This is a genomic window from Martinezella tropici, assembly GCF_008370325.1.
GTDB lineage: Bacteria > Pseudomonadota > Alphaproteobacteria > Rhizobiales > Rhizobiaceae > Rhizobium > Rhizobium tropici_B.
The window spans coordinates 1-21,458 of sequence record NZ_VNIP01000006.1; the positions used below are offsets into that span (position 1 = coordinate 1).

Sequence of the window (21,458 nt, forward strand, 5' to 3'; positions counted from 1 at the left end):
CGGCCCCGCCTTGGCGCTTACGATGAACTGCTTGGGGATTTGGAAGTTTGACGTTCATTTAAGGAGTAGAAGTGCCGTGTGTAATCGTCACTTTCTTGCCGTTCCCCTTATAGGTCATTTCGGCATCACCCAAATCTGTAACGGCATGGCATTCAACTGAGAATACAATATCGCCAGCTTCCGATTGCCGCATAACGCATTGCCCACTCGCTTTAAGGTGGTTCATCTGCATGTTGGGGTTGACGCTTATAATTTGGCTCACATCAAGAATGTACTCTGAGGCGCTAGGTTGAAAATCCTTGCCGCCTACGAATGAGATTAAGCCGGCGTCGGTTCCCATTGCATATTGGGAATAGCCACCGCTTGAAGCAAACATCAATTTTGAAAAGTTGTGAACCGACGGGGTGCCAATGCGGTATGTCCCGTGCCCTGGGATGTCGACTTTGATTGTGTCGTCATCTGCTTGAGCTAGGCCTGCGGCGCCAGCCATCGAAATAACAAGACCCAGTGCAATTAAGCCAGCCCGCACCACTACACCCTCCGAGGGAAGGTATCATTATCTTAAGTCGCGTAAAAGTCGAGATGAGGAAACCCACCTTCATGGAATAAAAGGTGGGTCGTGCTCAAGCGGCCTCGTGGGCTGGGATTACGGTGAGCTGAAGGCCGAGAGCTTTCATCACCCCAAGAAGGGTAGAAAGCTTCGGGTCTCCCTTTTCGCTAAGGGACTTGTAAAGCGCCTCACGAGTAATGCCGGCCTCTTTGGCAACATGCGTCATGCCTTTGGCCTTCGCGATGTTGCCGAGAGCAATAGCAATATCAGTGACGTCACCATCTTCGAAAGCTATTTCAAGATATTCTTGAATAGCCTCGTCACTGGTGAGGAGAGCAGTGGGGTCCCAAGGGATGGTTTTAATAGTCATTTAAACCTCCTTTGCCATTTCAATGGCGCGCTTAATATCCGACTCCTGCGAGCCTTTATCGCCGCCCGAGAGAAGGATAATGAGTTCATTGCCCCGTTGGACGAAGTAGATGCGATATCCAGGCCCGAAGTCGAGGCGAAGTTCGCCGATCCCGTTGAAGAATTTAGCATCGCCGAGAAGTCCATAAGGAAGCCGATCGATGCGCTTTTGAATTCGAATTCTAGTGGGTCGGTCCTTCAAGGATTGGAACCACTCTGCGAAAACCTCAGTTTGGCGAACTTCGATCATATGTAATCTATAGTTCACACTTTTGCTGAGGTCAAGGAAAATGACGCTTCCGTCATTTTGAGCGCCACCCACTTTTCGCAATGTGCACATCGCAAAGATTTGGCGCTTGGTTGCCAGCTGGCGGTGAATGGCAATTCAGGGATTTGCCGATAGTACGCTTTAAATTAGTTACTTGGCGTAAATCTTTAAACGCTATGTGAAGAATTTGTCGTCAATCGGTACAGAGGTTGTGTAATGAACAAGGAGCTTGTAGCGGGTGTAATCGGTGCCATAGTCGGCGCTTTAGCTGCGGCTGGCGGCTCATACCTCACATTCCTAAATAAGGATAAAGAGCTCGATATAGAGATGACGCGCCTAGGGCTCTGCCTAATGGCTACGACGAACTTTGCCTTTGAAGGCCAGGAGCAAGCGTCAAAATATGCTAGCGCTCTCATAAGCAAATACTCTGGCGTGCCGACTGGGGATGTGAAACATTGGTTGGTAACTGACGGTGGAGATAAATTCCTTAAGACGCCATTGTGTTCATTTGAGCACAAGTGACTTCAGCGTTGGCACCCCATGTCTTCCAGGGTAGGGCGCAGCAATAAGTCGTTGCTGGCCCCCAAGATCGCCGCAAGGCGGCCTCAACCACACAGATCTAACAAGTATCAAACCTTTGCAGCTGTCTTTTTTTCCTTGGATACCTTCTTCCTTGGGGGTACCTTCACCTTCACCTTCACCTTCACCTTCACCTTCGCCTTCACCTTCGCAATTTTCTCTGCTGCAGCCTTCTTTCGCGCGGGTAGCACCATATTATTGTAAATAAAATCCTCCAGAGTATCCATTAGCGCGTCCAAGTCGCTCACTTTCGGTTGCCAACCTCGATGCGCTGCCAGCGTCAACAAGAATGTCGATGTGATCTTTTTCTGACTCCTTGATGAGTCCTTTTTGGACGAGCTCCTCGACCTTTTGTTCAAAGCGTTTGTTAGGCTCGATCCCCAGGATTTCAGCGGCAATGTCAAAGGATGTCCTCATTCCAATAGAAGCGAGGACCTTCAAGTCATGGTCAAGTGCGCCGTAGAGTTCTGCCAATGAAGCATTTAACGCAACCGTATCCTTGAGATCGGTTTCGACTACGCCTTGTGAAAACCATTCAGGCCTATCACGTTTTGATTTAGCCGGCCAACTTCGAATGGTTTCGCTATGGGTTCCTATGAGGTTTCCATTTGCGTCGTAATCATAATCGATATCCTCGGAATTTGTGCTAACAGATTGGGCGAAAACGTGATCACAGCCGCGGCAGGTCAACAGATACCAATCACAATGCCATTGATAAACGTAATCGTCACCTCGCTCAGCGTAATGGCCACGAATTTCGCAGTTGCGATCACCACGGCACTCGGAACAATAAGCTTTTAAGGTTTTTCCGATTTCGCTGTCGCTCGTCACGCTGTTTCCCCACCGAATCTGAAAAGTACCTGTGGAATATCAGCGGGCCATTTTTCGTTTGTCAAACGCAAATGGGAGAAGCGGAAATGATGAGATTGCTCATGCAACGCTTCTTGGATAGCTGATTACCTTACCATCGATGCGCGGCGGGAGACGGTTAGTTGCCAAATAGAAAATGACTCGACTCATGGTAGATTGATTGCCATTCTCTATGCATCCAGTGGAGGAGGACAAGATGGCAAGAGCGGAGTACTATATTCTTAGAGATGGAGCTAAGTGGAAGATTCGCCACTTGGATAAGGACTATCCTTACGACACCCAAGCTGCAGCAATGAAAGCCGCAGTTGATGCAGCACATAGTTCCGGAAAAAACGGCCTCGATGCTCAGGTGCTTGTCCAAGGGCGGGATGGTAAGTGGCAGACTGAATGGACTTATGGCCACGATCCATATCCGCCACGTGGTTGATCATTTAGGGACTAGGCCGCACCCCTAGGATCGTTCCCGAGAGCGCCGCTGCCATAGCACTGCCGGATCATTTCATTCTGGACAGCGTCCCAGAAGGCGCCGAGCTGTTCGTCTTGCTCGTTCTCGGGAATACCGGTGCGATCGAGTTGCGATATGAGGGCTTCCGTGACCTGCCGGCGATAGTAATCGGCGTGCCGATCGGTCGCCTTGTCGAGCATCTTAGAGGCGACGTCGCGAACTTTTCCGACACGGGCTACCATGGGAAAGAGAACGATCTTACAAGCAGGTTTCCAAGCAAAGAGGGGGAGATCATGTTCACGCATGCTGCACCTCCGAAGCGCCACTTTGAGCGCATGATATGGTTATATTATATACTGTGGTACGAGGGCATACACTTATACCCTGAAAATGGGACTTATCGTGTGCCATGGGCATACACTTTCGGTTTTATGGTATGCCCTGGTACCACCATGTGCTCCTGAGCGGTGGTATCAGATACCGCCATACGTGTGCCGTGGGCATACCGTTGTTTTTCTTCCGAGGCTGGGCGCCATTGCATGAAATCCTTCGTCGGCACCAGTGACCGCTCTGGCTGATCGACGGCGAGTTCGGTCAATATCCATCGTGTTGAGCGGCCCCCGGCTGTCTTCGCCTTCCAATGGAAAGATCCGACCATCGCGACTTTGATAAAGCCTTTATCAAGGAGGCCCCGAAAGGCCTCCGCTATTGGCTTGTTGCTGCAGTTCAGCGCGTCCATCGCTTCCCTGTGTGAGAGAGCGATATCGCCATTGTTCTGACCGTTGTAACGCTGCTTGAGCTCCATGTAGAGGCAGCGCTCATAGACGGTGGCGGCCTTCCATGCCTCGGACATCACCAGCCATTGATGCATCTGAAAGAAACGCTCGCCTGTCGGCTTGCGAACTTTGCGCTTATGCTGGTTCATGCATTCGCCTTTCTGAAGATGCGGTATCGATGGGACAAGGCTGCGGCATCGCATGCTTCAACGGCCGATAGACCGAAGCGGCTACGCAGAGCCGGTATGGTTGGATGTGGCGGGGGATTTTGCTCCGCCAGCCACTGGGCCGCCTCGACGACGGCCTCGCTGTGTTGATGTTCGGGGGCGGTGAGATCGGTCATGCGGCACGACCTCCGTTCGCTATCGGAAAATCGCACAGAAAAAGGTCGAGCGCATCTCGATCGGCGATGCCCATCTCTGCCGGATCCTGTTCGAGATCGCATTCGAATTTGCCCTTCACATAAGGCCCCGAAGCTCCAAGAGACAGTTCATCGTCACCGTTGTCTTCGAGGTGGCAGTCGCCATCGAGGATATCGAGCAGGGCGATCATCTCCTCGATGCGGGCCTCTAACTCGGAGCGACGGTGCTGCAGAACTGAGGGAGAGGAGTAATTAGCCATTGGCATTATCCTCCGCAGCTTTGAGCGCAGCCCGTCGCGTTTTCTCTGCCCGGATAGCTTCCAGCATCCGGCTAGGATCGAGGTCAGCGACGCTTGTCGGCTTTTCGCGGATCTCATCGAGCATGTCGCGCGCCTTAGAAAGGCGATCGGATATCTCGCAAGCAATCACTTGGATCGCGTTTATGTCTTGCTTGTCATTCAGGCCGGCGGCCGCCAAGTAAATGGCATGCGTGAATATTTTGGCCTCGGAGAGCGTGTCGTCGACGTGGAGCAACTCGATCATGACAGCGCCTCCAAGGTGCGCTGGGCACGGCTTATGCGCTCGAACGCTTCATAGAGTGTTCCGGCAAGAAATAGTGCGTCCGCGCCCCCGTTCTCCTCAAAGTCCTGGGACTTCATCGCCAACCAGACGGTGAGGACAAAAGCTCGTGCCGTGAAGAGGTCTTCCGCAGGATCGCTCTTGTCTCGGGCCGTGTTCTGCATACCGGCTGGCTTTCCGTCGGCGCCGGTGCTATGTTCTGAACTGTTCATATTTCTTTCCTTCTCGGGATGATTGAACCGTGGTCCGGAGCGATTGCCGTCGCTGCCGGACTTTTCCGTTTCTATGGTTGAGTTTTGAATTTTCACGCCGCCGTCTCCATGAAGAAGGCGATGAGCTTGCTGCGTTCAGCGACCCAGCGGCCACCAACCTTTTTGGCGGGGAGTTCGCCTTTTTCCAACAGATGGAAAGTGATGCGGCGGGAACGGCCGATGAGTTTCGCAATTTCCTCGCCGCCCCAGACCAGTTCCATCGAAGTGATATTGCTATTCATTAACCTCTCCGTGCAACCACAAAGTAACCACGGTGATCATGAAACCACCGTGGTGACTTGCTGTCAAGACCACGGTGGTGCATAAGATTTGGAATGGTAAGGATGAGACAATGGCCCGCGAAGATCCCCAACTGAAGCTCAGATTGACCGAGGAGTTGAAAGCCCTAGTGACAAATGCCGCAAAGGCGAATGGTCGATCAGTGAATGCTGAAATTGTATCTCGGCTTGAGTCCTCATTTTCCAATGAGGACGAGATTGCCTATCTGCGCGACAAGGATCGCGAAAATGAAACGATCATTAACCGGTTGACGGGAATGGTTCAGGATCTCACAGCTGCGGCCAAAAAAGAACGAGAGGATGAGAAGGAAAATGAGGAGGTAAGGCAATATATGCGGGAGGTGGAAGAGCGAATATCGAATTTGGAAAAAGCTCTTTCCCGCGTAAGCCAGACTTGATTACGGCTTGTTGACAAGCGGATTTATCGCGACATAATGCAACATAGTTACAGCGAATATCATTCGCTCCGTGTTGAAGGGATTCCGCAATGTCTATCCGCAAGCGCAAATGGACGACTGCCAAGGGCGTCGAGAAGGAAGCCTGGGTAGCGGATTACGTTGACGGGCAGGGCATCCGGCGCCTGAAAACCTTCGATCGAAAGAAAGATGCCGACGCCTTCATATCGACTGCTAAGGTCGAAGTGCGTGAAGGAACACACGTCGCGGATAGTGCCAGTATCTCGATGGAAGCAGCCGGCGAGCTTTGGATAAAAAGTGCCCAAGCGGCCAATCTCGAACAATCGACGATCGACCAGTATGGCCAGCACCTCAGACTTCACATCGCACCGTTCCTCGGCAAAACGAAGCTTTCGGAGCTGAATGTTCCGACGGTTCGAGCGTTTGAGGATAAGCTGCGCGATGAAGGTCGCTCTCCCGTGATGGTCCGTAAAGTGCTGGTGAGTCTCGGGTCACTTTTGGCCGATGCGCAGGAGCGCGGCAAAGTCGCTCGTAACGTCGTCAGAGACATGACCGGCCGGCGCCGCAAGGGCAAAGACAAACGTCAAGAGAAGCGCCAGAAAGGCAAACTCAAGGTCGGGGTAGATATTCCAGCCAGGGAAGAGGTGAAGGCCATTGTAGGGGCTCTGGAGGGCCGCTGGCGGCCTCTGATCCTCACGGCGATCTTCTGTGGCCTTCGCGCTTCGGAACTGCGTGGCCTGCGCTGGAGCGACGTAGATTTCGACAAGCGCCAGATCCGTGTCCATCAGCGCGCCGATCGTTACAATGAAATCGGCCGGCCGAAGTCTGAAGCAGGAGAGCGAACGATTCCTGCGCCCCCTATGGTCATGAATACCCTCAAGGAATGGAAGCTGTCATATCCACGACCCGTATCCGGAAAGAGAGATGAGGAGGGGGAGCCAATTCGAGAGGAAACCAAAGACGCCCACTTGGTCTTTCCCAATGGTAGCGGAAACGTCGAGTCGCTGGCCAACATAATCAATCGTGGCCTGATCCCTGTCCAAATTGCCGCAGGCGTAGCGATCGATCTCGGTGAAAAGGATAAGGACGGTCAGCCGATTTTGAATGCTAAATACACGGGGATGCATGCCCTACGCCATTTTTATGCGTCGTGGTGCATCAACCGTACCGAGGACGGCGGCCTTGGTCTACCTCCGAAAGTCGTTCAGGAACGGCTTGGTCATTCGTCGATCGTGATGACGATGGACGTCTATGGACACCTGTTCCCGAGGGGCGATGATGCCGATGAACTGGCTGCAGCAGAGCGTTCCCTGCTAGGTTGATGCGACACAGATGCAACATGAATCGTTAAATTGCCTGAGAATGCTGGAAGATTATAAGATTGAAAATCCGCGTGTCGCTGGTTCGATTCCGGCTCTGGGCACCATCTTTTCTCCCAAATCATGCGGACAATGAAGCTCGACGCCGGCTTCGATCAATTCCTCGTTCAGAGGGTTTTCCCGTGAATGCCCAATGAGCATGCTTGTCATGGAAGCAAAACGTTATGATTGTGTTGTTTTGATCGCAACAATCTTATGGTTGTGTTTCATTAATTCGGTGCATGATCCCATCAAGATATTGATGACATTCGGAATCAAGCGTACGAATTATTGACAGATCACCTATTGATTCGAAGCGATTCATACCGCACCTTAGATACAGCGGGATAAAGTGATCTCGTAAAAGCCGGCGTTAATTGCAATAGCAAGCTACCGAGGCGCCATGTTAAACAACGATGTGCTATTCAACACGTTCGCCCGTTCTTTCGAAGCACGGCGCGAAGTCGAGATGTCATTCTCAGAATACCTGGAAGCGTGCCGGGATGATCCGCTCATGTACGCAAATGCGGCAGAGCGGCTGCTGGCAGCCATGGGTGAACCACTGCTGATCGATACGGCCAAGGATACAAGGCTTGGGCGTATCTTCATGAACCGGACCATCCGGACTTACCCGGCCTTCTCTGGTTTTTTCGGCATGGAAGAGACGATCGAACGCATCGTCGCCTTCTTCCGCCATGCGGCCCAAGGCCTGGAAGAACGCAAACAGATCCTCTATCTGCTCGGGCCTGTCGGCGGCGGCAAATCCTCGCTCGCCGAGCGGCTGAAGTCGCTGATGGAGGTGCATCCCATTTATGTGCTGAAGGCCGGCAACGAATTGAGCCCGGTCTTCGAAAGCCCGCTCAGCCTGTTCGACCCCGTCACCATGGGGCCGATGATCGAGGAACGTTATGGTATTCCCCGCCGGCGCCTGACCGGGCTCATGAGTCCCTGGTGCCTCAAGCGTCTCGAGGAATTCGAGGGCGATATTTCCCGCTTCAAGGTGGTTCGGATACAGCCTTCGCGGCTGCGCCAGATTGCTGTTGCCAAGACGGAGCCGGGTGACGAGAACAACCAGGATATCTCCTCGCTGGTCGGCAAGGTGGATATCCGCAAGCTCGAAAGCCTGGCGCAGAACGACCCCGACGCCTACAGCTATTCCGGTGCGTTGAACCGCGCCAACCAGGGCATTCTCGAATTCGTCGAGATGTTCAAGGCGCCGATCAAGATGCTGCATCCGTTGCTGACGGCAACCCAGGAAGGCAACTATATCGGCACCGAAAACATCGGGGCGATACCCTTCTCCGGCATCATCCTTGCTCACTCCAACGAATCGGAATGGCAGACATTCAAGGCCAACAAGAACAATGAGGCATTCATCGACCGCATCTGTGTCGTGAAAGTGCCCTATTGCCTGCGGGTCACCGAAGAGCAGAAGATCTACGAGAAGCTGATCGAGGAATCCGAACTCAGCGACGCTCCCTGTGCGCCGTCGACACTGGAGACGCTCGCCCGCTTCACGGTTCTGACGCGGCTTTCCAAGCACGAGAACTCGACGGCCTTCTCCAAGCTTCGGGTCTATGACGGCGAAAGTCTGAAGGAGACCGATCCGAGAGCGCGCAGTGTGCAGGAATATCGCGATTCGGCCGGTGTCGACGAAGGCATGGACGGGGCTTCCACCCGTTTTGCCTTCAAGGTGCTGGCGGCGACCTTCAACTATGACACGACCGAGGTCGGCGCCGATCCGGTGCATCTGATGTACATGCTGGAGCAGGCAATCCGCCGGGAACAGCTGCCGCTTGAAACCGAGAAGCTCTATATCGAATTTATCAAGAGCGAACTCGGGCCGCGCTATGCGGAGTTCATCGGCAACGAGATCCAGAAGGCCTATCTGGAATCCTATGCGGATTACGGCCAGAACCTCTTCGACCGCTATGTCGACTATGCCGACGCCTGGATCGAGGATGTGGACTTCAAGGATCCCGATACGGGCCAGCTTCTCGACCGCGAGCTTCTGAACCAGGAGCTCACCAAGATCGAAAAGCCGGCGGGTATCGCCAATCCGAAGGATTTCCGCAACGAAGTCGTCAAGTTCTGCCTGCGGGCGCGGGCGAGCCATGGCGGCAAGAACCCGTCCTGGACGAGCTACGAGAAGATCCGCGAAGTCATCGAAAAGCGGATGTTCTCCCAGGTCGAGGATCTTTTGCCGGTCATTTCGTTCGGGTCCAAGAAGGACGGCGAGTCCGAAAAGAAACATGGCGAATTCGTCGAGCGCATGGTTGCGCGGGGATATACCGAGCGCCAGGTTCGGCGGCTTGTGGAATGGTACATGCGTGTGAAACAGGCGGGATGAGCCACCAAGGAAGAAGGAATGCACATTGTTGACAGACGCCTGAACCCAGGCGGTAAAAGTCTGGAGAATCGTCAACGATTTTTGCGTAGAGCAAAAGCGCTGGTGCAGAGAGCGGTCTATGAATCCTCTCAAAATCGCGACATTCAGGACATCCTGAAAGGTGGCGAAATCAGCATTCCCCTTGATGGGACCGAGGAGCCTCGGTTCCATCGCGGCCCGGAGGGCCTCAAGGAACATATTCTTCCCGGTAATAAGGACTTCATCGAAGGCGATATCCTGCCGCGGCCGGAGGGCGGCGACGGCAGGCCGCGCGCCGGCGGTGACGGCACCGGCGAGGATGCCTTCCGCTTCATTCTGACGCGGGATGAATTTCTCGATCTCTTTCTCGACGATCTCGAACTGCCCGACCTCGCCAAGCGGCGGCTGATGTCGGCGGACCAGATCAACCCGGTGCGGGCAGGTTATTCGGTGACGGGATCGCCCGCCAATCTTGCGATCAACCGCACGATGCGGCTTGCGATGATGCGCCGCGTGGCGCTGCATCGTCCGAAACCGGAAACAGTCGAAAAGCTCATCGAAGAGGCGGAAGAGTGCAAGGACGAGATACGCCGCGCGCAGCTCGAGGCCGAAATCAAGAGGCTGGAATCGAAGGTCCGGCGCATTCCCTATATCGATCCGATCGACATTCGCTATCGCCGTTTCGAGAACGAGCCGAAGCCGGTGGCACAGGCCGTCATGTTCTGCCTGATGGACGTATCCGGCTCGATGACCGAGCACATGAAGGATCTTGCCAAGCGTTTCTACATGCTGCTCTACATCTTCCTGACGAGACAATACCGCCGTGTCGAGATCGTCTTCATCCGCCATACCGACGTCGCCGAGGAGGTGGACGAGGAGACCTTCTTCCGCAGCCCGGCGACGGGCGGCACGCAGGTTTCGAGCGCTCTCGAAGCCATGCGGCGGATCGTGCGTGATCGTTTCCCCGCCTCGGACTGGAACATCTACGCAGCGCAAGCCTCGGACGGCGACAATGCCTATTCCGACAATGCGACGACGGCGGCGCTGATGGCGAGCGAAATCCTGCCCGTCTGCCAGTATTTTGCCTATCTCGAAGTGGGTGAATCGCGCAGCGTCGCGATCTCGTCCGGTTCGGCGATCTGGTCGCTGTATGAGCGGATGCAGGCGGGATGGCCGGTGCTTTCGATGCGGCGTGTCAGCGATCGCAGCCAGATCTACCCGGTCTTCCACGATCTCTTCCAGCGCCGGACGGCGGAAACAAGGAGCGGATGATGGCAAAGGCATCGATGGAGCGGCTTTTCGAGGGTGCGGACTGGGATTTCGCCACCATCCAGCGGATTCACAATGCCTGCGAAAAGATCGCCATCAACGAGCTTGGTCTCGATGTCTATCCCAATCAGATCGAGATCATCACCGCCGAGCAGATGCTCGACGTTTATTCCTCGATCGGCATGCCGCTGTTCTACAAGCACTGGTCCTTCGGCAAGCACTTCGCCCACCACGAGGCCTTCTATCGCAAAGGCCTGCGCGGGCTCGCCTATGAGATCGTCATCAACAGTTCCCCTTGCATCTCCTATCTGATGGAAGAGAACACGGCGACGATGCAGGCTCTTGTCATCGCGCATGCCGCCTTCGGCCACAACCACTTCTTCAAGAACAACTATCTCTTCAAGCTCTGGACCGATGCCAAAGGCATTCTCGACTACCTCAACTTCGCCAAGAGCTATGTCGCGCGCTGCGAGGAACGCTACGGCCATGCGGCTGTCGAGCGCACGATGGATGCCGCGCATGCGCTGATGTCGCATGGCGTGCACCGCTATGCCGGCAGGAAGACGCCGGATCTGCGCGAGGAGGAAAAGCGCGAGCGCGAGCGGCGCGAATATGATGAGAAGATCTTCAACGATCTCTGGCGCACGGTTCCGGCCGGGCCGGGCAAGAAGACCCAAGACCTCGATCTGGAGCGGCGGCGCGCGCTAGCCGGACTGCCGCAGGAGAATATTCTCTATTTCCTGGAAAAGATGGCGCCGCGCCTGAAACCCTGGCAGCGCGAGATCATCCGCATCGTGCGGCATGTTGCCCAATATTTCTATCCGCAGAGCCAGACCAAGGTGATGAACGAGGGCACGGCGACCTACGTGCATTATCGCATCATGACGCGGCTGCACGAGCTTGGCGGCATTGGCGACGGCGATTTCCTGGAGTTCCTGAAATCGCATACCAATGTGGTTTTCCAGCCGACCTTCAACGATCCGCGCTATTCCGGCCTCAACCCTTACGCGATCGGCTTTGCCATGATGCAGGACATCGAGCGCATCGTGACGAGGCCGAAGGAAGAGGATCGTCAATGGTTCCCCGAGATTGCCGGCACCGGCGATGCCATGGCGGTGCTGCGGGACCTTTGGGCGAATTATCGCGACGAGAGTTTCGTGGCGCAATTCCTGAGCCCGCACCTGATGCGCCAGATGCGCATGTTCCAGTTGACCGACGATCCGGAAGAGGAAGAGGGGCTGAGGGTTGCCGCCATTCACGACGAGCGCGGCTACCGGCGCATCCGGCGGGAATTGTCTCGGCAATATGATGTCGGCTGGATCGATCCGCATATCGAGATCGTCGATGTCGATCTTGCCGGCGATAGAAAGCTGATCGTCAGGCACACGGTGCTGAATGGCGCGCTGCTTGACGATATGGATGCCAAGCGCGTGCTACAGCACCTAGCCGACCTCTGGAGTTACGACGTGCTGATGCAGGAAGTCGACCGTTCGGGCACGGTGCTTCGCGATCATCTCGTCCATCCCCGCGCCTCGGCGCTTGCGGCGTAAAAGCCCCGATCGCCATCCCAGTCCTTAACCGAAATGTGGAATCCAACTTGATGCTGGTGCTAATCGGCTGCGGTATCGGTATTTGGGGCGGTTTATCTTGATGGAAATATCTTCGTGAAGCATTGTCCGCACTCATTCGTCGCGAAACGCTGATTTTTTCGCGGAATTCAGTCGTAAAACTGTCGCTTTCATCGGCGTTTTCACAGCATCTATTCGAGGATCAGATGGTATACACTCTGCATGCCGCACCGGGCTCATGCTCTTTCGCTCCTCACATCGTACTAGAGGAAATCGGCGAACCTTACTCACTTGTTTTGATGTCTCCGGGGCATCCAGAAACTAAAACTGATCAATTCCGCCGACTAAACCCGAAAGGCCGCATTCCCGTCCTCACCGCTGACAATTTTATCCTGACGGAAGCGCCGGCAATCCTTGTCCATCTCGGGCTAACCAACCCAAGTGCCAAGCTCTTGAGTACTGCCCCAGAAGCAATTGTTCGATCAATCGAATGGTTTAACTGGCTGTCAGGCACGGTGCATGCCGTCGCTGTTCGAATGATTTGGCGGCCCGACTATTTCACCGACGATGGCGAGTATGATTCGTTGATCGCCAAGGGCAAGCAGCATCTTTCTTCAGCCTTCGCGCTTATCGAAAGCAGAATGAAAGAGCGCCTCTGGGTAGTGGGAGACCACTACTCCGTGGTCGATCCATATCTGCTGGTGTTCTATCGATGGGGAAATCGGATGCACATAGGCATGCAAAGCAGCTATCCAGCGTGGACCAAACATGCCCGTCGTCTTGAAGACCGGCCGGCCGTTCAAAACGCGCTTTCTCAAGAAAATATCTCACTATGGGAATGAGGCACTTTCCCGGAACTTGTTTGTCGCGCATCGCCCGACTTTCGCGATAAAATCGTGATCGCCGTTCTATAAGAGGAAAATCTGCCGTCAACAGGAATGCATCGTCTTCCTGACGACTCAGGATCAATGATGCGCCATCGTACTCAAGGAGTACGCGCCTACTTGGAGGGAGAGGGAAGGGTCCAGCGCGCCTTGTCGAAGACAAGGCCGGTTCGGATCTGCTCCGGCGTCGTTCTGCGCAATTCGAGCTGAAGGTTGAAATTGTTGTTGCTCTGGAATTCCTTGAAAAAGGCGAGCTTGGCGCCGAAGGCCTGCAGCGTCACATCCTGAAGCGTGCCGATCGCATTCAGCGCCGCCTGGAAATCCAGCCAATGGGTCTCGTTCAGCAGCAGGACGACAGTGTCGACGAAGGTGCTGGCGATGGCCTTGCCATCGTCATTGTCGGGCATGATCACCTTGATGCGGATGGTCTCGAGTTCGCCGGTCGGCTTGCCGCGCGCGATGATGAAGAAAGACGCCGCGTTCGCGTTGCCGTAGGCGCCCTTCTGGACGGCATAGCTGCATTCCGATGTGCCGACGCCCAATTCGCTTTGCCGCCATTCGCCTACGGGCAAGCCGAACTTTTCGAGATCGGCGCAAAGCGTTTGGCCCGATATCCGCCAGCTGCGCACGAAGGCGCTCAGCAAGGCGTCGACGGGAGCGTCCAGCAGATGGGATCTCCTTGCCGAAGATTTATCACTCGTCGGCTTTATGCGATCGTGCCTCGGCGCTCCGGTTGCTGCCGCCGGCGCATGTTCGGCTTGAGTGTTTGCCGCGGCGACATGTGCCGGCTGCAGTGCTTGGGCGGGCTTCGGCGGTAAAGGTGCCGGCTGTTGTTCCGGCTGGGGAAACAGGTTGAGATGATAGCGGCTGTCCAGCGCCCTGAGGTTACGCATGTCATTGGCAAGAAGCGCGGTCGCCAGGATGATCGAACCGACGACGATCGTCGCAATCCAGAAGACAGCCCTGCTTTTCTTGCGAGGTGGCGCCACCGACATGGTTCAGATCTCAGCTGCTCCCGAGGAAACCTGCTGGCCGCGATAACTATATGTTGCGCAGCCAATACGTGGCTACAGCATATGCGTTTATGAACGATTGATCATTCTAATGTTTCTTCGTCAATTCATGACCTTGTCCAAAGTGCGTCGTGGTTCTTCCGGCTCACATCTCGCGTTTCAGGCCCCTGGCTTTTCGCAGGGCTTCAGGCGAAATACGTCTTGAGCGCCTTGACGGTCGCGGCATCCGTGCGGCGCACTGACGGCGCCGAGAAGCCGAGGGCGACGACGCGCTCGTCCGGCTCGACAAAGGCTGCGGAGCAGGAGGCATGGATCTCGGTTATTTGCAATCGCGGCCATAGCCGGCCGACGGTTGCGAGCGTGACGCCGGAGCCGGGCATGATGGAGATCCGACCAGCGGCTGCGGCAATCGTTCGTTCGAGCATGTCAACGCCCTCCGCGGCGGTCTTGGCGCCGCCCGACGTCAGGATGCGCTCGAAACCGAGCTTGACGGCCATTTCCACGGCCTCGGTGACACCAGGGACAACATCGAAGGCGCGATGCAGCGTCGTGCCGAGACCTTCCGCATGGGCGGTGAGGATGGCAAGCGCATCAAAATCCAAGCGCCCGTCCGGTAGAGAGGCGCCAAGCACGACGCCCCGCAGCCCGGCATTGCGGGCTGCGTCGATGTCGCGTTTCATGACGTCGAGCTCATCAGCCGAATAGACGAAGTTGCCGGCGCGCGGGCGGATGATGGCGTAGGCGGGGACGGGCATCTTCGCGGCCTCTGCCATCAGCCCAGCGCTTGGCGTCAAGCCGCCGACGGCGAGCGCGCTGCAAAGCTCGATACGGTCGCCGCCGCCCGCGACGGCGGCTTTCAGTCCGATAATATCCTCGACGCAGACCTCAAGCAGCATGGCCGCGCTCCCCGGCATGTTGCAGGCCCAACAAAGCGGCGCCGATGAGGCCCGGCTCCAGCTTGCACTCACTGGGTACGACGAGAGGCCGGCCGAACTTGCGCAGGATGCGGGTCCGCACCGCCTCATCCAAGCGCGCAAGCAGCGGTTCGACATTGGAAAGACCGCCGCCGACCGGAACGATGGTTGCGCCCGTTATATTGACCGTCAAAGCAAGCGGCGAGGCGACCAGGTCAACCATGACATCGATCGTGCGTTCCGCGCGCTCGTCGCCCTTCCGCCATTGGTCGATGATTTCTTCGCTGGAAAGGTCCAGGCCATGAAGCGTCTTGTGCAGGCGTTCGATGCCGCGGGCGCCGCCGACCGTATCGACGCAGCCCCTCTGGCCGCAACCGCAGGGATAGGCGGGGATGGCGACAGGCGGATTGCCGGCAAAGGAGGCGATGATGGGACCGTGGCCCCATTCCCCGGCAAAGCCGCCGGCGGCGTTGACCAGCCGGCCGTCGGCCACCAGGCCGCCGCCGACGCCGGTGCCGAGAATGGCGCCGAATACGATGCGATGGCCGCGGCCGGCGCCGGACATGGCCTCAGCCATGGCGAAGCAATCGGCATCATTGGCGATCAGCACGGGATAGCCGAGTTCCGCTTCCAAATCGGCGGCGAGGTGCCGGGCATGGATGCAAGGGATATTGGCGCAGGTCAGCGCCTGCGTATCGGGATCGACCACGCCGGCGATGGAGAAGGAGAGGCAGTCCGGTTTTTCGCCTGCTTCCGCGATGACATCGCGCAGGACCGCGACGAATTCGGCAAAATCATGCTTGGGCGTGGGGCGCCGTGCCAGCGGCACGATATCCGTCATGGAGCGGGCGATGCCGCCCTTGATGGCGCTGCCGCCGATGTCGAAGGAAACGATCATGAATATCGACCCGCTGGAAACATGCGGCCTTGCTCGCACCCTTTACCGGTCTTTGCAAGATCAATCCTTGCCGGGCCGCGCCATCGTCAATCGGCCGGCAGCGTGATCCTGGCTTCGAAGCCGTCGGCCTTGCCCGTCGCGGGTGACAGCAGATCGAGATGTCCGCCGATCTGCTCGACGATACGCTCGACGATCGAGAGGCCGAGGCCGGAACCTGCCGCTTTCGTCTTGCCGCGCCGAAAACGCTTTTTTAGGCCAGCAAGTTCATTTGCGGAAAGCACGGTGCCACCATTGACGACGCGGATGGCGCGATCATCGACCTGGACCGTCACGTCGCCGCCGTCCGGGCCATGGATCAACGCATTTTCGATAAGATTGCGCATGACGATTGCAAAGGCGTCGATATCGACATTGCGGATCAATTTCACCCTTGCGTCATTTTCCAGCTGGACGCGGCCGGCCGTGGCGCTGTCGCGGTCATAATCGCCGATGACGGTTTCGATGATCGCCACTAGGTCGGCCGGTTTATCGCCCGCACCGATGCCGGCTTGAGCGCGGGAGAGCTGCAGCAGTTTTTCCGCCAGCCGCCCCAGATTGGAAAGCGATGTCTCGATGCGGCCGGCGCGGTCTGTCAGAGGTCCCTGCGGCAGTTCGGCGATCAGGCGCTGGGTCTGGGCGAGCGCGCCCGCGATAGGGGTGCGCAGCTCATGAGCGCTGTTGGCGGTGAATTCCCGCTCGGCTTCGAGGGCCAGGCGCAGGCGGTCGAGCAGCAGATTGACGGAACGCGCAATCGGCTGCAGCTCACGCGGCAGCGTCTCGCTGTCCAATGGCGCCATATTGCCACTGTCCTTGGTGGCAATCTGCGATCGCAGTCGGTCGATGGGCCTCAGCGACCGACCGACGACGAAGCCTATGGCGACGATGCTCGCGGGAATGAGGGCAAGCAGCGGCCAAAGCAATGCAACGCCGCTTTCGCGGGATGCTTCGCGGCGATTCTTGAAGGCATCCGCGACATGGAGGAAGATCGTGCCGTCAGCCGATGATTCCGTGTATATCCGGTATCGCGGCGTATTGTGGAAGCCGATTTTCAGCGGCACGTCATAGGCCGTTGCCGGGGCATCGTGGGAGTGCAGGATGACCTTGCCGTTCGCATCCAGTACCTGGTAGGTCAGATATTCGCGGTTCAGCCCCTTGTTGAGTTCTTCCAGGCTTTGCGGGTCACCCGAATGGTCGCGATTGGCGAGATCGTCAAGCACCAGGGGCATCAGCCGTTCGGCGGTTTCCTGCAGCGCGCCGTCGAAGGTCTCGGAGAGTTCCTTGTTGACCACATAGACGCCGATACCGACTGCAATCAGCCAGAAGACGACGACGGTCCCGGTGAGTGCTGCGATCAGGCGACGGGTTATGCTGGCGCGGCTTGGGCCTTTCTGCTGCGTCATCGCTCACCCAGGCAATAGCCGACGCCGCGTGCCGTCCGGATCCGGTCCCTGCCGATCTTCTTGCGCAGACGGCTGACATAGACTTCCACCGTATTGCTCTCGATCTCGGAGCCGAAGGCATAGAGGGCTTCCTCTATCTTGTCCTTCGAGACGATGGCGCCGGGCCTTGCAACCAGCAGATCGAGCACGGCCCATTCGCGCCCTGTCAGCACTACATCCTTGCCCTCCAGCCGGACACGCCGTTGCGGCTGGTCGATTTCAAGATCGGCAAAGCGAATGGTCGGCTGCGGGCTGCCGGTATAGCGGCGGGCTACCGCCAGGATACGGGCCGTGAGCTCGCCGAGATTGAACGGCTTGACGAGATAGTCATCGGCGCCGCTGTTCAATCCCTCGATGCGGTCGGAAATCTGGTCGCGCGCCGTGAGGATGATGACGGGCGTTTCGTTTGGCCTGCGGCGCAGCCGCTTCAAAAAATCGATGCCGCTGCCGTCGGGAAGCTGCAGATCCAAAAGGACAAGGCCATACTGCACGGCGCTGGTAACCTCATCGGCATCGGTGAGATTCCTGACCCAGTCGACGGCGTGCGGGCCTGCCGCGATATGGTCGCGAACCGCGCCGCCGATCGTGTCATCGTCCTCTACCAGAAGAATGCGCACCTGCACCTCTCAACTATTGAACGCGCTTCAGTTAATGCCGACGAAGCTATCGGGTCAATAACGGCCGAAATAAGCCACGCCTGGATGCACAGTTCTTCGGGTATCCATCCGCCGAAAACGTTCCCGGTGCCTATGGACAGACAGGAACGCGATGGTTACTTGTTTGCGCGGAGAACGAAGCGGCCGCAGAATGGTCGCGCAGGCCATTGGAGGATGCTCGGTCATGCTGAAGGGAATTTCGCCGCTGTTGAATGCTGACGTGCTCTATGCGCTGAAATCGATGGGACATGGCGACATGCTCGTCGTGGTCGATACGAATTTCCCCGCTGAAGCCATTGCAAGCCAGACGGTTCTGGGCGAGCTGCTGCGCATCGACAACGTGCCGGCTGCCGACGCGGTTGCCGCCATACTGTCGTTGATGCCTCTCGACACGTTCATCGACGATGCCGCAACGCGCATGGAAGTGGTTGGTGCGCCTGACGAAGTGCCGCAGGTTCAGCACGAGGTGCAGGCTGCGATCGACAAGGCCGAAGGCAAGCATTGGCCGCTGACGCCGGTCGAGCGCTACGCCTTCTATGAGCGTGCCAAGGATGCCTACTGCGTCATTCAGACCGGCGAACGCCGCTTCTATGGTTGTTTCACCTTGACCAAGGGCGTCATCCCGCCGGAAACTGAGTGATCCGGCACGTTCGGTCTGGATCACTTGGTCCGGATCGCGGGCACAGGGCCGAGGATCGGGCGCTGTTTCGATAAAGGAATGCGATGGCGAGAAAGCTGGATTCCCAGGGGCGGCTTGACGATGCGGCGCGGGCCGGATGGCTCTATTACGTCGCCGGCCGGACGCAGGACGAGATTGCGGTCGCAATGGGAATCTCCCGCCAGTCGGCGCAGAGGCTGGTATCGCTTGCCGTTGCCGAGCGGCTGATCAAGGTGCGGCTGGATCATCCGATCGCCGCCTGTCTGGAATATGCCACGGCGCTGAAAGCGAAATTCGGTCTCCGCCATGTCGATGTCGTGCCGGGCGATCCGGACAGCACATCATCGACCATCGGCATTGCCGAAGCCGGAGCCGCCGAAATCGAGCGCTGGCTGCGGCGCAGCGATCCGATCGTATTGGCGATCGGCACGGGCCGCACGCTGAAGGCCGCGGTCGATCAACTGCCGGCCATCGAATGTCTGCAGCACCGGGTGGTGTCGTTGACCGGCAATATCGGCCCGGACGGCTCAGCCGCCTATTACAACGTCATTTTCAGCATGGCCGACGTCATCAAGGCGCGGCATTTTCCGATGCCGCTGCCGGTGCTGGTATCATCGGCCGAAGAACGCGAACTCCTGCATGCGCAGGCGCTGGTACGCTCGACGCTGGATATCAGCGCCCAGGCCGACGTGACCTTCGTCGGTATCGGTGAAATGGGCATCGAAGCGCCGCTCTGCCTCGACGGTTTCCTCGAGAGAGAGGAGATGCTGGCGCTCATGAACCGCGGCGCTGCCGGCGAGATCTGCGGCTGGCTTTTCGATGGCGATGGCAAGCTTATGCCTGATGATGTCAATGATCGCGTCGCAAGCGCGCCGATACCATCCCGGGACACCTGTTCGGTCATCGGAATCGCCAAGGGAAGACGCAAGTTCGAGGCGATCAAGGCTGCGGTTGTCGGCCGGCAAATCAACGGTTTGATCACCGACGAGGCAGTTGCTGAATTTTTGCTCAGGGATTGAGCAAAAAATTTTTCCGTAAAAACAAAGAGATGGGTTGCTTGCTCGGCAATGCAGCAACGAATTCGCATTGACATTTTGTCGCAATAAGCGAGTAATTGCCCACGAGCAAAGCGAATGCTCATTTTTAGTCTTCTGGGAGGAAGATATGAAATTGAAAACTTTATTGCTGAGCGCCTGCTCGGCGCTGATGTTTGCCGGCCTGGCGTCCGCGGAAACCCTTACGATTGCGACGGTCAATAACGGCGACATGGTTCGTATGCAGAAGCTTACGGACGATTTCAAAGCCAAGAACCCCGGTATCGATCTGCAATGGGTCACGCTTGAAGAAAACGTATTGCGCCAGAAGGTTACGACCGACATCGCTACCAAGGCCGGCCAGTACGACGTGCTGACCATCGGCACCTATGAAGTGCCGATCTGGAGCAAGCTCGGCTGGCTCGCGCCGCTCGACAAGCTTTCCGCCGACAAGGACTATGCGGTGGATGACCTTCTCCCGGCCATTCGCAGCGGTCTGACCACCGACGGCAAGCTCTATGCAGCACCGTTCTATGGCGAAAGCTCGATGGTGATGTATCGCAAGGACCTGTTCGAGAAGGCCGGCCTGAAGATGCCGGACGCCCCGACCTGGGACTTCGTCGCCGATGCAGCCCGCAAGATCACCGACAAGGACCATGAAGTCTACGGCATCTGCCTTCGCGGCAAGGCAGGCTGGGGCGAGAACATGGCATTCCTGACGGCCATGTCGAATTCGTTCGGTGCCCGCTGGTTCGACGAGAAGTGGAAGGCACAGTTCGACCAGCCGGAATGGAAGGACACGCTGAGCTTCTACGTCAAGCTCATGAAGGATGCCGGCCCTCCGGGCGCTTCCTCCAACGGCTTCAACGAAAACCTGGCCCTGTTCCAGTCCGGCAAGTGCGGCATGTGGATCGACGCGACGGTTGCGGCCTCCTTCGTCTCCGATCCGAAGGACTCGAAGGTCGCCGACAAGGTCGGCTTCGCTTTGGCGCCGGATAAGGGCCTCGGCAAGCGCGGCAACTGGCTCTGGGCATGGAACCTCGCCATCCCGGCTTCCTCGAAGAAGACCGAAGCCGCGGAGAAGTTCATTTCCTGGGCCACCAGCAAGGAATACACCAACCTTGTGGCACAGAAGGAAGGCTGGCTGAACGCACCTCCCGGCACCCGCACGTCGCTCTACTCGAATGCGGACTACCAGAAGGCAGCGCCTTTCGCGAAGATGACGCTCGACTCGATCAACTCGGCTGATCCGACGCATCCGACCGTCAAGCCCGTTCCCTATGTCGGCGTCCAGTTCGTCGCCATCCCCGAATTCCAGGGCATCGGCACGGCTGTCGGCCAGCAGTTCTCGGCCGCTCTTGCCGGCCAGATCTCGGTCGATCAGGCGCTCAAGGCTGCCCAGCAGCTGACGGAACGCGAAATGAAGAAGGCCGGCTATCCGAAGTAAGAGCCTTCGAAGCTAAGGAAAGCAGTGCACCCTCTCGAGCACTGCTTTCCCCTAGAGCCGGATGATTTTAGGTTGAACGACCCAAAATCAGAATCCGCTCTAGGACTAAAT

The 21,458-nt window shown here is 57.1% G+C and carries 28 protein-coding genes; 11 read left to right on the forward strand and 17 right to left on the reverse strand.

Annotated elements, in window-relative coordinates:
• Positions 1-58 precede the first annotated feature (58 nt).
• The 3 genes from FP026_RS08400 to FP026_RS08410 all read right to left on the reverse strand — a co-directional run bounded on the left by FP026_RS08400 (position 59) and on the right by FP026_RS08410 (position 1,208).
• Positions 59-532 carry a hypothetical protein gene (locus tag FP026_RS08400; RefSeq protein ID WP_149634180.1) on the reverse strand — a complete coding sequence of 158 codons (474 nt, stop codon included), beginning with the start codon at positions 530-532 and terminating at the stop codon, positions 59-61.
• Positions 533-623: 91 nt separating this feature from the next.
• Positions 624-920: an addiction module antidote protein gene (locus FP026_RS08405; RefSeq protein ID WP_149634181.1), complete on the reverse strand. Its 297-nt coding sequence runs from the start codon at positions 918-920 to the stop codon at positions 624-626.
• Complete coding sequence (locus FP026_RS08410) at positions 921-1,208, reverse strand: type II toxin-antitoxin system RelE/ParE family toxin (protein WP_149634182.1); 288 nt, start codon at positions 1,206-1,208, stop codon at positions 921-923. It lies immediately after the preceding gene.
• A 234-nt stretch (positions 1,209-1,442) separates the two neighbouring features.
• On the opposite strand from FP026_RS08410, the gene FP026_RS08415 reads away from it, so the two are divergent.
• The gene (locus FP026_RS08415; RefSeq protein WP_149634183.1) at positions 1,443-1,748 is read left to right on the forward strand and encodes a hypothetical protein; all 306 of its coding nucleotides are present in this window, start codon (positions 1,443-1,445) and stop codon (positions 1,746-1,748) included.
• Between the two features lie 107 nt (positions 1,749-1,855).
• Here FP026_RS08415 and FP026_RS30175 read toward each other — a convergent pair whose 3' ends face one another.
• Complete coding sequence (locus tag FP026_RS30175; protein WP_188112540.1) at positions 1,856-2,032, reverse strand: hypothetical protein; 177 nt, start codon at positions 2,030-2,032, stop codon at positions 1,856-1,858.
• Positions 2,001-2,636, reverse strand: coding sequence for a DUF4145 domain-containing protein (locus tag FP026_RS08420; protein ID WP_149634184.1), 636 nt, complete (start codon positions 2,634-2,636; stop codon positions 2,001-2,003). Before FP026_RS08420 ends, FP026_RS30175 begins: the two co-directional genes overlap by 32 nt.
• Positions 2,637-2,871: 235 nt before the next feature.
• Between FP026_RS08420 and FP026_RS08425 the strand changes: the two genes are divergently transcribed.
• Entirely contained in the window at positions 2,872-3,102 is a 231-nt protein-coding gene (locus FP026_RS08425; protein ID WP_149634185.1) for a DUF2188 domain-containing protein, read from the forward strand.
• Positions 3,103-3,113: 11 nt separating this feature from the next.
• On the opposite strand, the gene FP026_RS08430 is transcribed toward FP026_RS08425, so the two are convergent.
• The 7 genes from FP026_RS08430 to FP026_RS08460 all read right to left on the reverse strand — a co-directional run bounded on the left by FP026_RS08430 (position 3,114) and on the right by FP026_RS08460 (position 5,329).
• Positions 3,114-3,425: a DUF6074 family protein gene (locus FP026_RS08430; protein ID WP_149634186.1), complete on the reverse strand. Its 312-nt coding sequence runs from the start codon at positions 3,423-3,425 to the stop codon at positions 3,114-3,116.
• A 92-nt stretch (positions 3,426-3,517) separates the two neighbouring features.
• Positions 3,518-4,045 (reverse strand): hypothetical protein, encoded by a 528-nt coding sequence (locus FP026_RS08435; RefSeq protein ID WP_149634187.1) that lies wholly within the window; start codon positions 4,043-4,045, stop codon positions 3,518-3,520.
• Positions 4,042-4,239, reverse strand: a complete 198-nt coding sequence (locus tag FP026_RS08440) for a hypothetical protein (protein WP_149634188.1) — start codon at positions 4,237-4,239, stop codon at positions 4,042-4,044. Before FP026_RS08440 ends, FP026_RS08435 begins: the two co-directional genes overlap by 4 nt.
• The gene (locus FP026_RS08445; protein ID WP_149634189.1) at positions 4,236-4,517 is read right to left on the reverse strand and encodes a hypothetical protein; all 282 of its coding nucleotides are present in this window, start codon (positions 4,515-4,517) and stop codon (positions 4,236-4,238) included. The genes FP026_RS08440 and FP026_RS08445 overlap by 4 nt, the downstream gene beginning before the upstream one ends.
• The gene (locus tag FP026_RS08450; protein ID WP_149634190.1) at positions 4,510-4,800 is read right to left on the reverse strand and encodes a hypothetical protein; all 291 of its coding nucleotides are present in this window, start codon (positions 4,798-4,800) and stop codon (positions 4,510-4,512) included. The genes FP026_RS08445 and FP026_RS08450 overlap by 8 nt, the downstream gene beginning before the upstream one ends.
• Positions 4,797-5,144, reverse strand: a complete 348-nt coding sequence (locus tag FP026_RS08455) for a hypothetical protein (protein WP_149634191.1) — start codon at positions 5,142-5,144, stop codon at positions 4,797-4,799. Before FP026_RS08455 ends, FP026_RS08450 begins: the two co-directional genes overlap by 4 nt.
• Positions 5,141-5,329 (reverse strand): DNA-binding protein, encoded by a 189-nt coding sequence (locus tag FP026_RS08460; protein ID WP_149634192.1) that lies wholly within the window; start codon positions 5,327-5,329, stop codon positions 5,141-5,143. Before FP026_RS08460 ends, FP026_RS08455 begins: the two co-directional genes overlap by 4 nt.
• A gap of 110 nt (positions 5,330-5,439) precedes the next feature.
• Between FP026_RS08460 and FP026_RS08465 the strand changes: the two genes are divergently transcribed.
• The 6 genes from FP026_RS08465 to FP026_RS08490 all read left to right on the forward strand — a co-directional run bounded on the left by FP026_RS08465 (position 5,440) and on the right by FP026_RS08490 (position 13,207).
• The gene (locus tag FP026_RS08465; protein WP_149634193.1) at positions 5,440-5,784 is read left to right on the forward strand and encodes an Arc family DNA-binding protein; all 345 of its coding nucleotides are present in this window, start codon (positions 5,440-5,442) and stop codon (positions 5,782-5,784) included.
• Between the two features lie 89 nt (positions 5,785-5,873).
• On the forward strand, positions 5,874-7,124 hold the full coding sequence (locus FP026_RS08470; protein WP_149634194.1) for a tyrosine-type recombinase/integrase: 1,251 nt from the start codon (positions 5,874-5,876) through the stop codon (positions 7,122-7,124).
• 439 nt (positions 7,125-7,563) lie between these two features.
• Positions 7,564-9,510 (forward strand): PrkA family serine protein kinase, encoded by a 1,947-nt coding sequence (locus FP026_RS08475; RefSeq protein ID WP_149634195.1) that lies wholly within the window; start codon positions 7,564-7,566, stop codon positions 9,508-9,510.
• 18 nt (positions 9,511-9,528) lie between these two features.
• Complete coding sequence (locus FP026_RS08480; protein WP_149634196.1) at positions 9,529-10,800, forward strand: YeaH/YhbH family protein; 1,272 nt, start codon at positions 9,529-9,531, stop codon at positions 10,798-10,800.
• A complete protein-coding gene (locus FP026_RS08485; protein WP_149634197.1) occupies positions 10,797-12,347 on the forward strand; it encodes a SpoVR family protein in 1,551 nt (516 codons plus the stop codon). The genes FP026_RS08480 and FP026_RS08485 overlap by 4 nt, the downstream gene beginning before the upstream one ends.
• A 224-nt stretch (positions 12,348-12,571) precedes the next feature.
• On the forward strand, positions 12,572-13,207 hold the full coding sequence (locus FP026_RS08490) for a glutathione S-transferase family protein (RefSeq protein WP_149634198.1): 636 nt from the start codon (positions 12,572-12,574) through the stop codon (positions 13,205-13,207).
• 158 nt (positions 13,208-13,365) lie between these two features.
• Here the strand turns inward: FP026_RS08490 and FP026_RS08495 are convergent, their stop codons facing one another.
• The 5 genes from FP026_RS08495 to FP026_RS08515 all read right to left on the reverse strand — a co-directional run bounded on the left by FP026_RS08495 (position 13,366) and on the right by FP026_RS08515 (position 18,169).
• Positions 13,366-14,244 (reverse strand): DUF6030 family protein, encoded by an 879-nt coding sequence (locus FP026_RS08495; RefSeq protein ID WP_149634199.1) that lies wholly within the window; start codon positions 14,242-14,244, stop codon positions 13,366-13,368.
• Positions 14,245-14,447: 203 nt separating this feature from the next.
• Positions 14,448-15,158 carry a copper homeostasis protein CutC gene (locus FP026_RS08500; protein ID WP_149634200.1) on the reverse strand — a complete coding sequence of 237 codons (711 nt, stop codon included), beginning with the start codon at positions 15,156-15,158 and terminating at the stop codon, positions 14,448-14,450.
• Complete coding sequence (locus FP026_RS08505) at positions 15,148-16,074, reverse strand: ROK family protein (protein ID WP_149634201.1); 927 nt, start codon at positions 16,072-16,074, stop codon at positions 15,148-15,150. Before FP026_RS08505 ends, FP026_RS08500 begins: the two co-directional genes overlap by 11 nt.
• Before the next feature lie 86 nt (positions 16,075-16,160).
• Complete coding sequence (locus FP026_RS08510) at positions 16,161-17,513, reverse strand: ATP-binding protein (RefSeq protein WP_149634202.1); 1,353 nt, start codon at positions 17,511-17,513, stop codon at positions 16,161-16,163.
• Positions 17,510-18,169 carry a response regulator transcription factor gene (locus tag FP026_RS08515; protein WP_149634203.1) on the reverse strand — a complete coding sequence of 220 codons (660 nt, stop codon included), beginning with the start codon at positions 18,167-18,169 and terminating at the stop codon, positions 17,510-17,512. The genes FP026_RS08510 and FP026_RS08515 overlap by 4 nt, the downstream gene beginning before the upstream one ends.
• Positions 18,170-18,392: 223 nt before the next feature.
• Here FP026_RS08515 and FP026_RS08520 point away from each other — a divergent pair, with 223 nt between their 5' ends.
• The 3 genes from FP026_RS08520 (at position 18,393) to FP026_RS08530 (ending at position 21,347) form a co-directional block, all read left to right on the forward strand.
• Positions 18,393-18,848 carry an RbsD/FucU family protein gene (locus FP026_RS08520; protein WP_149634204.1) on the forward strand — a complete coding sequence of 152 codons (456 nt, stop codon included), beginning with the start codon at positions 18,393-18,395 and terminating at the stop codon, positions 18,846-18,848.
• Between the two features lie 83 nt (positions 18,849-18,931).
• Entirely contained in the window at positions 18,932-19,885 is a 954-nt protein-coding gene (locus FP026_RS08525) for a sugar-binding transcriptional regulator (RefSeq protein WP_149634205.1), read from the forward strand.
• A gap of 145 nt (positions 19,886-20,030) precedes the next feature.
• Positions 20,031-21,347, forward strand: coding sequence for an ABC transporter substrate-binding protein (locus FP026_RS08530; RefSeq protein ID WP_149634206.1), 1,317 nt, complete (start codon positions 20,031-20,033; stop codon positions 21,345-21,347).
• Positions 21,348-21,458: the final 111 nt, after the last annotated feature.

Bases quoted from the DNA above. Each gene is read 5' to 3' on its own strand.
- FP026_RS08435 (WP_149634187.1), bottom strand. From the start codon at position 4,045: ATGAACCAGCATAAGCGCAAAGTTCGCAAGCCGACAGGCGAGCGTTTC.
- FP026_RS08505 (WP_149634201.1), bottom strand. From the start codon at position 16,074: ATGATCGTTTCCTTCGACATCGGCGGCAGCGCCATCAAGGGCGGCATC.
- FP026_RS08480 (WP_149634196.1), top strand. From the start codon at position 9,529: ATGCACATTGTTGACAGACGCCTGAACCCAGGCGGTAAAAGTCTGGAG.
- FP026_RS08475 (WP_149634195.1), top strand. From the start codon at position 7,564: ATGTTAAACAACGATGTGCTATTCAACACGTTCGCCCGTTCTTTCGAA.
- FP026_RS08490 (WP_149634198.1), top strand. From the start codon at position 12,572: ATGGTATACACTCTGCATGCCGCACCGGGCTCATGCTCTTTCGCTCCT.
- FP026_RS08525 (WP_149634205.1), top strand. From the start codon at position 18,932: ATGGCGAGAAAGCTGGATTCCCAGGGGCGGCTTGACGATGCGGCGCGG.
- FP026_RS08470 (WP_149634194.1), top strand. From the start codon at position 5,874: ATGTCTATCCGCAAGCGCAAATGGACGACTGCCAAGGGCGTCGAGAAG.
- FP026_RS08495 (WP_149634199.1), bottom strand. From the start codon at position 14,244: ATGTCGGTGGCGCCACCTCGCAAGAAAAGCAGGGCTGTCTTCTGGATT.
- FP026_RS08410 (WP_149634182.1), bottom strand. From the start codon at position 1,208: ATGATCGAAGTTCGCCAAACTGAGGTTTTCGCAGAGTGGTTCCAATCC.
- FP026_RS08530 (WP_149634206.1), top strand. From the start codon at position 20,031: ATGAAATTGAAAACTTTATTGCTGAGCGCCTGCTCGGCGCTGATGTTT.
- FP026_RS08460 (WP_149634192.1), bottom strand. From the start codon at position 5,329: ATGAATAGCAATATCACTTCGATGGAACTGGTCTGGGGCGGCGAGGAA.
- FP026_RS08510 (WP_149634202.1), bottom strand. From the start codon at position 17,513: ATGACGCAGCAGAAAGGCCCAAGCCGCGCCAGCATAACCCGTCGCCTG.
- FP026_RS08450 (WP_149634190.1), bottom strand. From the start codon at position 4,800: ATGATCGAGTTGCTCCACGTCGACGACACGCTCTCCGAGGCCAAAATA.
- FP026_RS30175 (WP_188112540.1), bottom strand. From the start codon at position 2,032: ATGGATACTCTGGAGGATTTTATTTACAATAATATGGTGCTACCCGCG.
- FP026_RS08425 (WP_149634185.1), top strand. From the start codon at position 2,872: ATGGCAAGAGCGGAGTACTATATTCTTAGAGATGGAGCTAAGTGGAAG.
- FP026_RS08415 (WP_149634183.1), top strand. From the start codon at position 1,443: ATGAACAAGGAGCTTGTAGCGGGTGTAATCGGTGCCATAGTCGGCGCT.
- FP026_RS08430 (WP_149634186.1), bottom strand. From the start codon at position 3,425: ATGCGTGAACATGATCTCCCCCTCTTTGCTTGGAAACCTGCTTGTAAG.
- FP026_RS08440 (WP_149634188.1), bottom strand. From the start codon at position 4,239: ATGACCGATCTCACCGCCCCCGAACATCAACACAGCGAGGCCGTCGTC.
- FP026_RS08500 (WP_149634200.1), bottom strand. From the start codon at position 15,158: ATGCTGCTTGAGGTCTGCGTCGAGGATATTATCGGACTGAAAGCCGCC.
- FP026_RS08520 (WP_149634204.1), top strand. From the start codon at position 18,393: ATGCTGAAGGGAATTTCGCCGCTGTTGAATGCTGACGTGCTCTATGCG.
- FP026_RS08445 (WP_149634189.1), bottom strand. From the start codon at position 4,517: ATGGCTAATTACTCCTCTCCCTCAGTTCTGCAGCACCGTCGCTCCGAG.
- FP026_RS08405 (WP_149634181.1), bottom strand. From the start codon at position 920: ATGACTATTAAAACCATCCCTTGGGACCCCACTGCTCTCCTCACCAGT.
- FP026_RS08485 (WP_149634197.1), top strand. From the start codon at position 10,797: ATGATGGCAAAGGCATCGATGGAGCGGCTTTTCGAGGGTGCGGACTGG.
- FP026_RS08465 (WP_149634193.1), top strand. From the start codon at position 5,440: ATGGCCCGCGAAGATCCCCAACTGAAGCTCAGATTGACCGAGGAGTTG.